The sequence below is a fragment of the Leptolyngbya sp. NK1-12 genome, from assembly GCF_032598965.1.
Taxonomy (GTDB): Bacteria; Cyanobacteriota; Cyanobacteriia; order Elainellales; family Elainellaceae; genus Elainella.
This window is the reverse complement of the sequence record NZ_CP053587.1, coordinates 737,178-750,684: the sequence shown is the minus strand read 5'-3', so window position 1 is coordinate 750,684 and position 13,507 is coordinate 737,178. Positions and strand designations below refer to the sequence as shown.

Annotated in this window: 11 protein-coding genes; 2 read left to right on the top strand and 9 right to left on the bottom strand. The window is 49.4% G+C overall.

The genetic code is table 11. The features are described 5' to 3' along the window. Window positions 1-13: 13 nt before the first annotated feature. Complete coding sequence (locus HJG54_RS31440) at window positions 14-532, bottom strand: hypothetical protein (protein ID WP_316437080.1); 519 nt, start codon at window positions 530-532, stop codon at window positions 14-16. A 65-nt stretch (window positions 533-597) separates the two neighbouring features. After that, entirely contained in the window at window positions 598-1,041 is a 444-nt protein-coding gene (locus HJG54_RS31435; RefSeq protein ID WP_316437079.1) for a hypothetical protein, read from the bottom strand. A 719-nt stretch (window positions 1,042-1,760) separates the two neighbouring features. Here HJG54_RS31435 and HJG54_RS31430 point away from each other — a divergent pair. Both HJG54_RS31430 and HJG54_RS31425 read left to right on the top strand, forming a co-directional pair. Further along, window positions 1,761-3,164 (top strand): general stress protein, encoded by a 1,404-nt coding sequence (locus HJG54_RS31430; protein ID WP_316437078.1) that lies wholly within the window; start codon window positions 1,761-1,763, stop codon window positions 3,162-3,164. Between the two features lie 72 nt (window positions 3,165-3,236). Further along, on the top strand, window positions 3,237-3,692 hold the full coding sequence (locus HJG54_RS31425) for a BON domain-containing protein (RefSeq protein ID WP_036011001.1): 456 nt from the start codon (window positions 3,237-3,239) through the stop codon (window positions 3,690-3,692). A 434-nt stretch (window positions 3,693-4,126) separates the two neighbouring features. On the opposite strand, the gene HJG54_RS31420 is transcribed toward HJG54_RS31425, so the two are convergent. From HJG54_RS31420 to HJG54_RS31390, 7 genes are all read right to left on the bottom strand, one after another. Next, window positions 4,127-4,366 (bottom strand): hypothetical protein, encoded by a 240-nt coding sequence (locus HJG54_RS31420; RefSeq protein WP_316437077.1) that lies wholly within the window; start codon window positions 4,364-4,366, stop codon window positions 4,127-4,129. Between the two features lie 239 nt (window positions 4,367-4,605). Next, complete coding sequence (locus HJG54_RS31415; RefSeq protein WP_316437076.1) at window positions 4,606-5,778, bottom strand: hybrid sensor histidine kinase/response regulator; 1,173 nt, start codon at window positions 5,776-5,778, stop codon at window positions 4,606-4,608. After that, window positions 5,778-8,699 (bottom strand): hybrid sensor histidine kinase/response regulator, encoded by a 2,922-nt coding sequence (locus HJG54_RS31410; protein WP_316437075.1) that lies wholly within the window; start codon window positions 8,697-8,699, stop codon window positions 5,778-5,780. The genes HJG54_RS31415 and HJG54_RS31410 overlap by 1 nt, the downstream gene beginning before the upstream one ends. Window positions 8,700-8,764: 65 nt before the next feature. Continuing rightward, window positions 8,765-9,196 carry a TIGR03792 family protein gene (locus HJG54_RS31405; protein ID WP_316437074.1) on the bottom strand — a complete coding sequence of 144 codons (432 nt, stop codon included), beginning with the start codon at window positions 9,194-9,196 and terminating at the stop codon, window positions 8,765-8,767. Window positions 9,197-9,622: 426 nt separating this feature from the next. Continuing rightward, window positions 9,623-11,167, bottom strand: a complete 1,545-nt coding sequence (locus HJG54_RS31400) for an NB-ARC domain-containing protein (RefSeq protein ID WP_316437073.1) — start codon at window positions 11,165-11,167, stop codon at window positions 9,623-9,625. Window positions 11,168-11,596: 429 nt separating this feature from the next. Continuing rightward, on the bottom strand, window positions 11,597-12,625 hold the full coding sequence (locus tag HJG54_RS31395; protein ID WP_316437072.1) for a patatin-like phospholipase family protein: 1,029 nt from the start codon (window positions 12,623-12,625) through the stop codon (window positions 11,597-11,599). Beyond that, a complete protein-coding gene (locus tag HJG54_RS31390; RefSeq protein WP_316437071.1) occupies window positions 12,622-13,497 on the bottom strand; it encodes a ferritin-like domain-containing protein in 876 nt (291 codons plus the stop codon). Before HJG54_RS31390 ends, HJG54_RS31395 begins: the two co-directional genes overlap by 4 nt. Window positions 13,498-13,507: the final 10 nt, after the last annotated feature.

Here is a 13,507-nt window from a genome sequence, read left to right as displayed (position 1 = left end):
CTACAGTGAAAAACTACCGACGACCAAACCACTTAGCGGCAATTGCACCCAGGGCAGCTCCTACCAGCGGATTGCTGAGGAATTTTACCAGGGCTGGCTGATCGGCTAACACTTCTTGGAAGATGTCAGGATGGTTGTGGTAGGTAAAGGAGGCTAGCTTGCTAACATCGTCCGCATTCATCCGGTTTGGGTGGTGGGTTGATAGACCAAGCTGCTGCTCTAGCTCGCGTTCGTTCAGCCCCCGCTTCTTGAGATGGTTAAAGAATTCGCGTGCCACATCATCCCGTTCGTTGGGTTTAATTTGAGCAATCGCTTTTTGTAATTCAGGTTCCATTTGCTGGGGAGGAATGCGGTCGGGATGGAACGAGCGACGAAATAGAGAATGGCGTTCTTCCCTAGAAGACCGACGGGCGAAATCGTCGAAGTTGTCGTATTCGTTGCCCGAACTGACCGTATTATCATCCAGCGATTCCACATTGCCCTGGGCCAGATCGTCCATGATCTGACGCTTATACTCATTGCTGCTAGGCATTAGTTTTACCTCACGATTTTCAGAATTTCAATTAATCAAAGTGTTCTAGTGCCATTCAGTCAGGTTTAACCAACAGGCTGGTACTCGATTTGCTTGGTCGTGCTGTCATAGCGAGCTTTGAGAATCAGCTTTTTGTCGGGGGCATACATCAACACGTTTAAGTCACGGTTAGGAAAATTGCGGTGAAATCCCTGAGCTAGAGACCTGGCAAGATTGCGGACTTCATTCGGCTTCACCTGAGGTGAAATGACTACACCCAGTTTGTCATCGTCCCGCACGTAAGCATCTTTGACTAAACCATGTGCCGTCTGCACGACCCAGTCAGCAAAGTTTTGACCCACAGCAGTATCACCTCGCTCTAGCTGATTGTAGCTAGAGCTAGCGGTGCCGCTGGGCTGGTAAGATGTACGATCGGTTTGAACGGCTCCGGCACAGGCACTCGTAACCGTCAGGATAAATACTAAAGACAAAGCAACCAAAACGCCGCGAATTCTGTGGAATAGATTCACTTTAACCTCCAATCTTAATGCTTGACAGACTTAAAGAGTTAAAACCTTGGTGTTTTAGTTCGTAGTTCTAAACCTAGAAAAAATACTTTCTATAGCCATCCTTCAGAAGTCATATTACATATGAAAATTACTCGACTTGGCAAACCTAATAGCAGAGGTTAGAGAATCCTAAAGTGGCGAAAATTCAATCATTTCAGACGTTTGTTGGCCATGGCAGATGGCCTCTTTTGGTGCAGGAATTTCAGCCTAAGTGAAATTCATCGAATTTACAAAAGTTTGCATAGTCATTGTAGATAATTCATTCGGCTATCCTACTGCAGCAATAAATCATTTTGGGGATAAAAACAGCCGTAAGTTGCTTCAAAGGATAGAGGGTGAAGCGAAGCTGAAGTTGGTAACGTGAGTAAGCGATAGAAAATACAGTCCGTAGAAAGCTCGGGTGCATAGGCAGCCATTGGACAATTACAGCTAAGCGTTACCTGGAAAACAGTAGAATCAACGGCAAGCGTGCTTTTGGCTTCACATGTCCATGGAACAATGCATTTAAGCAATTTAACGACGGATTACTAGATAGAGAGCATTATTCACCTGTAATAAGGAATGCACCCGATTAAGCCGCTTAAGCAATTGCTTGAGGGCGCATCTCGGATATCTGGCTTACCGTTCGCGAGATAGGGGCACTGCACGATCGCCAAATGATCAATGTAGGAGGACAAAACATGGTTTTAGGTTCTGATCAAACGAGAAATCATCACAGACGGGCCGTGGGTACATTCCCTAACCGTCAGATGGCTGAACAAGCATTGCACGAATTACGAGATTCCGGCTTTCCGATGGACCGGGTTTCGGTAATTGCCAAAGACGCGGACCGGAATGATGAGATTGCTGGAGCCGATGTCAAAGGCCGTGACGCAGCTGGCAATAAAGCTGATGAAGGGGCAACTGTCGGTGCTGTTTCGGGCGGTGCTCTTGGTGGTATTACTGGCTTGCTAGTGGGCTTGGGTACATTAGCCATTCCCGGAATCGGTCCGATTATGCTGGCTGGTGCTGGAGCAACGGCTTTGGCAACTACTCTAGCTGGAGGTGCGATTGGTGCCGCTGCCGGTGGGTTGCTCGGAGCGTTGGTAGGATTGGGTATTCCAGAAGACCGGGCCAGAGTATACAACGAGCGAGTTTCGCGGGGCGAATACTTGGTTCTGGTAGATGGTACCGATACCGATATTGCTAGAGCTGAGTCGATTCTGCGTCATCGTGGTATTGAGGAGTACGGAGTTTACGATATTCCGGCTCACTCTGCATCAGCTGGTGCTGCAACCACACCTGGAGTTACGGCTACCACGGCAGCTACTCCTACCACAGCAACGCCGATTCCTCCCACTACAACTACTGCCACCACTGCCACGACCACTCCATCTCGGATGGTGAATGCTCGCAGGCGAGCGGTTGGTGCCTTTGAAAACCGCCGCGATGCAGAACGGGCGTTAACCGAACTGCGCGATTCTGGCTTCTCGATGGATCGAGTATCGATTATCGGTAAGGACAGCGACGGCAATATGGCAGGCGTTGATGTCAATACGGAACGTGGCAGCAAAACTGGCAACAAAGCAGACGAAGGTGCAAAAGCCGGAGCTGCGACTGGCGCAGCCGTGGGCGGTTTAGGTGGCCTATTGGTTGGGCTGGGCGCACTGGCGATTCCTGGTATTGGGCCTGTGATGCTGGGTGGTGCCGCTGCAACAGCCTTGGCTACAGCGTTATCAGGTGGAGCGATTGGCGCTGCCGCCGGTGGGTTGACGGGTGGACTGGTCGGTTTGGGAATTCCTGAAGACCGAGCCAAAGTCTACAACGATCACGTCAACCGGGGCCACTATCTAGTCATGGTGGATGGCAGTGAGGATGAGTTGCGTCGCGCTCAGTCTATTCTGAATCGTCACAACATCCGTGATTGGGATATTTATGATGCGACTGAAGTTGATGCCCAGGGTAGTGTTGCTCAACCACACCACAGAACTACAACGGATGCTATCAGTCCTACCGATCGAATGATTAACGAGCGGACTTCGGATCGGGTTGTGGATCAGGATCCGGACGTGATTATTGTGGATCGGCGGGATGAACCTCGATAGAGGCATTTTGCCTAGTCTGGTTGAAGTGTTAACTCGAATCAATTGAAATCAAGTTTGTGAGGAATTCTCAACATGAAAAGACTAACAACAGCTCTACTGGGTGGCTTTTTGCTGCTGGGTGCAGTGGCCTGCACTGAAACGGCTCAGACCAATACCGAAGCTCCGGATCAGCCGAGTGATACCGCTCAAGCCCCTGATGCCGGAACGGCTCAAGACACCCAGGATGATGCCACTAGTGAAATCCGCAGGAATCAACTCGAGTCAGATATTCGTGCTCGCGAGCAACGTAATGAGATTACGGGCGGAGATGCAGACCGTGCGGATGGTGACCTAGAGAGTGAAGTTCGTAGTAAATTAGAGGCGAACTTACCGGCTAGTCAGCTCTCTGTTGAAGCGGAGGATGGAGCAGTGACGGTTCGAGGCACGGTTCCAACCGAAGAACAGCTCGCTCGAATTGAACCGTTGGCAAGGGAAATCAAAGGTGTTCAAACTGTAGCAGTTGAAGCTGAGGTAGCTCCGGCTCAATAAATTTCGCAGGATCTGGATTCAAATTTGAACGAAATGAAGCTGTGGTTCCCCACAGCTTTTTATTTTAAACAAAATGTTTCTGAAGTACTTGTTCTTGCAACAGAATTCACCAACCAGCGACAGAGGGGGGGCTGGAGCAGACTATCTAGACTATAAGCATTGAGCAATTCGCACTGAGTGCGTAAGGGGCAGATTTCCAAGCGTTTGGAAATTTGCTCCTTTTTCTAGTTTCATTCTAATCGAATATTTCTAATTTGGTATCAGAAATTATAGCCGTCGCCACGACAGTTAGGACAGAAATATTGTTGTGGCAAACACTATATCAATGCTTTTCTTAATTTGCTTCTATAGACCATCACGATAAAAGTATGAGTTGGTATACAGCTTTCTCACCAACTCATACTCTAAATACTCCAATAGAAATATCAGTCTCTTTAGCGGGAGTCTGTCCCTTGGTTGGGTAACCCTGGACGCGTCACAGCCCCTCCAGGAGCTTCAGACTCAGCGCCTGGGCGGACATCAGTACCGGCTTCTTGTCCCGTCATCCGACGACGCTCATCCAGTGGAGTATCGCCTTCTTCTGTAACAGGAACTTCGGTATCAAGTCCAGGATTGTCCTGTGGGTCGTTTCTAACGTCATCTTGTCGATCATCAGGAGGAGTTTTCGAGGTCATGATTTTTCTCCTTAATATGTATTGCCGGGCAGTTGGGTGGCGTTGCCGCCGTTTTGTAGAGACTGTGTGCGACACTCTTAACAGTTACCTGCTCTCCAGGACAAGTAAAGATATTGAAGCGATTTGTCTTATAGAATACTGGCTGCCTGTTTGTTGGGCTTCCACCTTAGGATAAATTCAGCTCTGTTAAAAGGCAGAGATACGGTGAAGTGATGCAGTGATGTATATCGCTAATTGGGTTAAACTTCCAGGATAAAGATCGAGCCTTGGGGTTGATTGGGTTCAATGCAAATGCTGCCACCGTGAACCTCAACCACCATTTTGCAAAATGCTAATCCTAACCCTAGTTGGGGTACGCCTTTGACTAAGTCGCCGATAGTGAACTTTTCAAAAATCTGTTGCTGGAGGTCTTCGGTGATTCCCAAACCTTGGTCGATTACAGAAATTTTGGCTTGTTTGCAGCGTGAGTTCGTGGCGACAATCGTTGGATAGGCGACTTCTACAATCACTGAACGATTGGCAGGAGAAAATTTAATCGCATTCGAGATCAAGTTGTCCAAAACGCGACGGAACAAATTAGCGTCGATAGAAACACTCTGTTTCTGGTCGGGAAGTTGAGCAACTAGCTGAATCTGCTTTTGGTCGGCAATTGCTCGTAAATGTTCGACCACTTCCATCACCAGATAATTCAAATCAACCTCAGTGCAGTTGAGGATCAGCTTTCCCGATTCCATCTTGGCCATGACCAACAAATCATTAATCATGGCCTCTAGCTGCTGAGCAGTTGATTGAATCACCTCAGCACTCTGTCTAGCTCGATCTTGCAGTTCTCCTCGACGCAGGAGAAAATCGCTGTAGAGCAGAATTGTGGTGAGGGGATTGCGCAAATCATGCACGATCATCCGCGATAGGTCTTCGCGCAGTTCTAGCATTTCCTTCAAGGTAGCCTCCGCCCGCTTACGCTCTTGGATTTCCTGCTGAAGCTGGGCATTTTGCTGTTCTAACTGCCGCCGCATGTTGAGCAAACTTAGCTGATTTTCGACCCGCACCAGCACTTCCTCTAGGTGAAACGGCTTGGTAATGTAGTCTACTCCTCCAACCGAAAAGGCTTTGACTTTATCGATAACTTCGTTCAGCGCACTAATAAAAACGACAGGAATCCGATAGGTCTGCGGATCGGCTTTTAACGCCATGCAAACGTCATATCCGTCCATGTCAGGCATGTGGATGTCGAGCAGTATCAAATCAGGTGGGGCGGCTTTTACAGCTTGCAATGCGAACAGGCCACTGGTTACACCGCGAACATCATATCCACGCTCGGTCAACATGCTGGATAGGACATGCAAATTTTCGGGTGTGTCATCGACCACCACAATTCTTGCTCTAGAGAACTCTGCCCGCGTCTGAGCCATTAACCTTCCTGCTGCAAGATTTCGTTAGCATAATCTGTAATCTTATCGAATCGGAAGTTCTTCACCAAATCGGTGAGGCTATGGATCAGCAGCGTTTGAGTTGCCGGAATTTGCTCGATCAGCTGCAAAATTTGCTTACCGTCGAGTTGTAGTGCTGTTTGTCGTAGTGTTCTTACCCAATCAACGGGCATGAGTGCTAGAGCCGCTTCCAACGATGGCAGGCTGTCTGGTTCGGTCGGTTCAGCCGCTGCGACTCGCTCGCTGGCTGCGTAAACATAACGCACACTCAAATGGGTTGCTATCTTCTCAAAAATAGTGGACTCACGAAACGGTTTCCGGACAAAATCATCGCAGCCTGCCTTAAAAACTGCCATTTGGTCTTCTTCAAACGTACTAGCTGTGAGGGCAATAATTTTCGTAACGCGAGCAGCCAATCCATCTCCTCCATTTTCCCCCCTCGTTCGGCGAGGCTCACGAGCCGCATCCTCCCCCTGCTCCCGTGCCCGAATCTGCTGCGTTGCCTCATAGCCATTCATCACCGGCATCCGCATATCCATCCAAATCAGGTGGGGCTGCCACTGTTGCCATCGCTCTAGCGCCTGCTGACCGTTCTCTGCTTCGCAGACTTCAAATCCGATTGGCGTCAGCAGTCTGATCAAGACCTGACGATTTTCCCAGCGGTCGTCTACGATCAGAATCCGGTAGGTTGGCTGATCGGCAGCTAACCCAATGACCCGTTGTAAGGAGGACTGAGCCGATTGCTCGGCTGTTTCTGTCGGTTGAACCTGGATATCGAACTGAAAGCGGGTGCCTTGATTGACAGTACTGGTAACGGTGAGTTTGCCACCCATGAGCTGAACAAACTGGCGACTGATTGGTAAGCCCAACCCCGTTCCCTGCTGTGAGCGTCGCCCGGTTTCGCTTTGGGTGAAGGGTTCAAAGATGGCTTCTAGTTCATCCGCCGCAATCCCGGGGCCGGTGTCCTCCACTTCAAAATGAATGATGATTGGTTGAATGTCGTCTGGTTTTTGATTTATTGGTTGTTGGCTATCAAAATCTGAAGATGCTACTTCACTGGCTGTTCCTAATTTATAACTGTGATTAACTGCTGCTCGGACTATGACATGTCCGGTTTCAGTAAACTTAATTGCGTTACTCAGCAGATTGATCAAAACCTGCCGCAGCTTGCTTTCGTCTGCTTTGACAGACAGAGGTAGGTCAGAACTAGATTCAAAAATCAGCTGTAGATGTTTAGATTCGGCCCTCAGTCTAAACATTTCTTTCAATGTATTCAAAAAGCTTCGTAAGTCAAAGCAATTTTGGTTCAGAGTAATGCGTCTAGCTTCGATTTTTGACATCTCCAGCACATCATTAATCATTTCTAGGAGATGTTCACCGCTGTGGCTGATGATGTGCAAGTTTTCCTGCTGCCTGGTAGTGAGAAGCGGATCGCGGCTCATAATTTGGGTAAAGCCAAGAATCGCGTTCAGCGGTGTGCGCAGCTCGTGGCTCATGTTAGCCAAAAATTCACTTTTGGCCTGGTTGGCGGCGTCGGCTGCTTCCTTTGCCGTCTTTAGCTCGGCGGTTCTTTGTTCGACGCGATTCTCCAGTTCCGCGTTGGTGCGTTCCAGGGCAGTAAAAGAGGCTTGGAGCTGTTCGGCCATTTGGTTGAAGGACTGGGATAAACCTGCTAGTTCGTCAATTCCTTCCCCATCAACCCGTTGATTGAATTCACCGCTGGCAATGGCTCTGGACGATTCTCGCAGACGACGAATCGGCTGGCTGATCCAGCGAGAGGTGAGAATTCCTAATCCGATGGCCAACCCAAGCGCCGTCAAGCACAACAGGATGGTGGTGCGAGTGTTGGCATTGATTTGGGCCATAAAATCGGACTCCGGTACAGCCACGACAATCAGCCAATCTAAGCCTCGGCCATCGCTCAGGGGCGTCACCTGCAGAAATTGTCTGGCTCCGTCAATTTCGAAATCGAGTTGATGCGATTGATTGATCTGGCGAAAATCTCCAAACTGATTCAGCAGAGCTTGCGCAGCCTGTCGAGTCAGTAAGTTCTGGCTGGCTATGGCTGGAATCCGCTGGGTGCTGTTGCCGGTTTGAATAAAGGCCGGATCGGCGGTGGAGGTACTGACGAGATCGCCGGTTCGCTCCATGATGAATACCTGTCCAGTTTTACCCACCTGAAAGCTGCGCAGAAATTCATTCACCTGCTCGCCACAGAGAAAGGCCGTACCCAAGACGCCCTGAAACTTGCCTTGGTTGTCGTACACGGGTTCAGCCGCGCTCAGGGCCAGACCGCCATCGGCTGAGACATAGATTGGACTCCAGACTGGTTTTCCAGCCGCTATCGCCCCTTGATACCAAGGGCGCACCCGCGTATCGAGTTCAGGGCCAATTTGGGGTGGTTGCTTGCGCCGACCCTGCTCATCGGTGGGATAGTAGTAAACCTCGCCAGTCGGTTGAGGTTGGTAAATCACATCGATTTGATGCTTGCCATCGGGTAGGCGTCTAGCGCCAATATATTCTCCTGCGGCTGTGCCAATGAAGGTGTGAGTTACTTGGGGAAAGGTTTTGATCTGTCGCCAAAAGTAGCGTTCGCGGCTGGGCAGATCCGATAAATCTAACTGACCGAGGCTGAGGGCATTGGCATTCAGTTGGTTGATCAGGTGGGGAACCTCCATGCCGGTTTGCAAACGTTCTTGCACTCGCGTTGCCACTTCGTTGCGCAGTTGGGCCGCTACCGTGTTGACTGCCTCCCGTCCGTTACGCAAAGCCAGCCAGCCGGTCAATCCCACTGTGGCAAAAATTTGCAGAACAAAGGGAACAACTAGCACCCAACGCAGCGGCAGTTTGTGGGTAGACTTGGCAGCTGGATGGCCAACAGGGAAATCAAGCGCTTTTGTCATTTGACCTTCGACCTTTGTGATCTGTGGACCTGTAATCTGTGGAACAGTGTCATAACCCAGGTGATTTATTCCGAATCAGAACGCCATGCTAGGCGAAATCCTGTTGCCTCTGGTGTATATTCGGCGTTCATTGCCGCGTGAAATTTTTCAGTGGTACGATCAAGAACGTTCTTGGGAATGGCTTGCCAATCAGCAAAACTATCCCAGTGAATCACTATGACTAACTCATCAGGGCGGTCTGGATTCGTCCAGATCTCTTTGGTTTGAAACCCTGGATAGCTAGACAAAACGGGCGTCCAAATCGCTGCGTCTTGTGCAATGAAGTCAGGCTGCTGGGCCGCTGGAACTTGAAATTTCAACCATTCTACGGCTGGCAATTCAGTTGAGGTCAGCGTTTGGGCGGTGGCTATTGGGGTAAATATCAGAACTGCCAATCCTACCATCAGCGATAATGCGAACGGAATGATCAGGCTGAATTTTTGTTTGAGTTGATTCATTATCCTAACTCTGATTCAATCAGAGAAAATCATTAGTTTAGAGGCTAAGTCATTCCTGAGGAGGAAATCAAGCTTCAGTCGCACGAAATGTCACGGTCTTATGCCAGTTCTTAGTTTTGAGTTTTGGTGGCGTAGCCTGTGCAGAGCACGTAGTTTTAAGTTATGGAACTTGCACAATATAGCCTGTTGAGCTTGGTGATCTGTAGCTCAATCAAAGGGAAATGGTCTTATGCGTACAAGTGCGAAACAGCTAATTTGAGTAGAGGATTCTAGCCCTCAGCCAACGGCAAGCTACGCCAACCAGTAACGAAAACGGTGGATGTACGCTAGGAATGGTAGGGGGGCAGTTTGAGTAGCCTTCAGCAGCTTAACAGCAATTTCTTTAACGATCCATCAGGCTGCCTGTAGGGTAAATGGCTTGTTGACCTAATTGAGCACAGATTCTCTGTTTCGCTCAGGATGAGAAGATTGTCTGATATTAAACATTGCTATTTCTTCAGGTGTATCTGATTGCTCATTGAGTATGTTCATGTTATTCGAGTTGGTTGTAGTGGCAAAATGCCTGCCAAATGGCCAGCTAATTTGTTGAATTAGTAAATTTGTTGTATACTTCAGCGTCACTGTTTCTTGACCAATATGACTACAGCTCGATGCGGTGGTGATTTCAATTAGAGCACACCGTTGGAGTGTAGCAATGGCCTGCATCAGTTCACTGGTTGAAATTGAATAGGCAAGTCCTTCCTGTAGCTCCTCCAGAGTAACTGGCTTTTGGTTGAGCGCTAACCAACTCAGCAAATCTTGGGGTACTCTACCAAGTCGATCCAGGTGTGCTTCTAATAACTCCTGCACCTCTTCGATCAGGAAAGGGCTGTGGTCAAGCAGAGTCAGAAAAGCTGTAATATTGCTGCCAAACAGATTGCGAATTGTTGATACAACTAGGTTTAGCGCTAGGGGATGACCTGCATAACGCTCGGTTAGGGCCGCCCACTCGCTTACTGCGCCAATTAGATTGCCCTTGGCTTGAGCGAGTTGCTGAACTGCGGTCGGGGATAGCCCACCCAGATGCAGGCAGCGAACGGGAAAGGCTTCGCCCTCAAGCCTGGATAGCTGGTATGGGTATTCTCTAGAGGTAAACAGAACACAGCTTCTATGATTGGCTTCGCCTAGTTTAGTTAGTAGCTGGATATATTCAGCCTGATATTCTGCATTTGCTAACTGACTCCTATCATCTGTCGTTCTCTGACTCGGCAAAAGGGTTTCTACTCCGTCCAGGATAATTAAACAGCGGTGGGCGCGTAGGTATTGAATCAGGACTTGGCTGTCTGGCTTCTCACTCTGATTGCTCTGATTGCTCTGATTGCTCTGATTGAATTGTTGTCCTGACAGGGTTTGGAGCAGTTCGGTGAGGAGTTGGGCGGGTGAAAGAGTAGGGCTGAGACTGCGCCAGATTACAAATTCAAACTCATCTCGATGTAATTGGGTATACTGAGCGGCTAAAGCCGTTTTGCCGATTCCACCCAGCCCCAGTAGTCCGACCAAACGACAGCGATCCGATCCAATCCAGTTTTCAAGGGTTCGCAACTCGCTAGTGCGGCCACAAAAGAACGCTGGTTCTGGAACTTCTTCCCAAATTGGACAGGTAGGTCTGTCCCAGTACGGTTCTATGTAGGAGCCTATTTCCTGACTCGAGTTAGTGGAGTTTGGCGCAGTACGGTCACTAGCCTGACGATGCGATGGATCGTTGGCCGGATGCGGTTCTGCTACTGCTTGCCAATCTACCCCGACCGCTTCGCAGATGGCGATAAACATCTCGCTACGGATTGCCTGACCAGCCCAAAAGCGACTCAGCGTTGCTCTCGATGTAAATGCCTGACTGCACCAAACTTCGGCCGTTTTGTTCCACCGTTTCTTGCGCCTCGCTTGGTCCACGAGGCCGAGTCCGGCTGGAGATGCCTTAATAGAGTCGATCATACTTCCCTCAGTAGATAAATAGCACTTGGTTAGTCTGTGCTATCCATACTGGCTGGTTGACCTAAGCAGGGTTGGGGGAAAAACTGAGAAAGCGCTGAGAGAAGCCTAAAGAATTGCTGAAATTGATGTGCGAATTTATACATGCATAATGAATGGAAAAATAGCTATGACTCTCTGTCTATTCATCTGTACCATTTCCCTTTGATTGAGCTACAGAGCACCAAGCTCAACAGGCTACATTGTGCAGGTTCCATAACTTAAAACTTAAAACTCAAAACTCAAAACTCAAAACTAAGAACTAGTATGGCAACCCTGTATCTATCGAGCTGAAATATCAAAACTGCGGTATGGTGAACGAACCGAGGTCCTACCAAACCGCATTGGATGGAATTTGATTCAAAACCATGTTGCGCAATCAAGATTGCAGCTTTAACATGCCGATCGCACGGCAACGGGCCAAAGCGAAATGGGTCGTTCTGTCCGTTGTTGAGACTGGGTCAAAAGTTGGGCAAGGGCATCGAGTTTGGCTTTACCAATGCCGTTGATATAAGTCTCTGCCGCGTCTGCTAAGAGGTTTAAATGAGCTGGATCCGTATCGTCTACTTTGTCCTCGACTGCGAGCGCGGTTTGAAAGCGAAAGTAATGATTGGCAGCCAGCATTTGTTCGGCGAGAGAGTCAGTCAGATCGGCAGGACCATCCACCAAGGCATGGACTAGCGGTACTGCCGATGCTAACGCTCTCAAACGGCGGGCCTGTGCCGCAGACACCTCAGGTTTCAACCGTCCAACCCCAAAAGAGGCGACCACAATCTGATCGAGATTGAGCGGTTGAGTAGAGTGTTGATTTACCTGTTGATTTGCCTTGAACATTGCTGCAATGGCGCTCATAGTCGGATTTTTGGCAGCAAATGCGCCATCAATGCAGGGAATGGCTTGCCCCTGCAGAGAGACGGTATGGGGCGGGAAATAGGCCGGAATTGCAGTAGAGGCCCGACAAACTTCCCAAACTGGCAAGTTGGCGTGAGCCAAATCGGTACTGTGAAACAGTAGGGGTGTGCGATTCAGCATGTCGTAGCTGGTTGCTAACGTGGGTTTCACAAGCTCACCGAAGCGCATTCCGCCAAACATCTGCTGCAGAAATGTGCTCATCGCAGTTCCGTCATAAATTGGATGTCGATAGGGATCCCGAAACAACCAACTCAACGGTTGCCAGATGCTGGTCTTGGAGGAGGGAAACATGAGTTGGGCATCGTGGAGCAGCAGATTCACTAGGGTTTGGGTATCGATGCCGGCGGCTAAACCACAGGCAATAATACTGCCGCTAGAGGTGCCAGAAATTAAGTCGAAATAGGTTTGAATGGGTTGGCTCAACTGCTGCTGGAGGTGGTGGAGCCAGATGGCAGAAATCAGCCCCCGCACGCCTCCCCCATCGACAGTCAGAATGCGATAGTGTTTCATGATGCCCCCCAGATCAGCGTAGGCAGAAGTTTGAGAAATTCCTGGGGGTTTTGCTGCAATGCTTGCCGAATGTAGTAGATGCGGGTGATTTGCAGATCAGGAGCGAGCACAGTGCGAGGCAGCCGAGTGACAAAATACTGAATTCCCGTCCACAGCGGCATGGTTCTAGCAATCGAGACTAAGTCTTGAACTCGCCGCCATTCGGCACCAATGGTTAGATCCAGCGTGGCCTTGTAGGCGGCTTGTTCGATTAAGCCATATCGCAGTTTGGCAACTTCTACTTGGCGACGATGGGCAGGACTTTGAGCCGCGATGTGAGCCAACCAGCGATTGCCCCAGTGAATATGTTCCACTTCCTCAACCCAAATCCGCTCGATCGTCTGGCAAATTTTGCTCACCTCTGCGGTTTGGGGCTGCTGTTTCAGCACATAAATGTGAGCGGCAAAATTTTCACAACCGCGTTTTTCGCTGGCATTGATAGCCGCTAAGGACGCAATGACAAAATCCTCGTGGTGGTGAGGCTGCTTTACCTGTGGATCGAGCAAATGATTGAATTCGCTCAGGTAGGACAGTCGGGGTGGATTCTCGACGCTCAAGTCTAGCTCAACTAATAGCTCGGTCAGCCATGCGGCATGTTGCGCTTCTTCAGCCAAATGCTGGGCGAGATCCCGCACTAGCTCTGGTGGTTGTCCATCGAGTTGCTGAATCAGGGTTGCTAGCTCTGTGCAGCTAGCTGCCTCGTTGAACCGATATTGGTTGAGCGTCACTGCGTGGGCATCTGGATCGGGCACAATTAAGCGTAAAAATTCGCGTGCATTTACCCTTCTACGCGATCGACGATAAGCTTCCAGTAACTCTACTACGGCTTTCATCGGTTAGCTC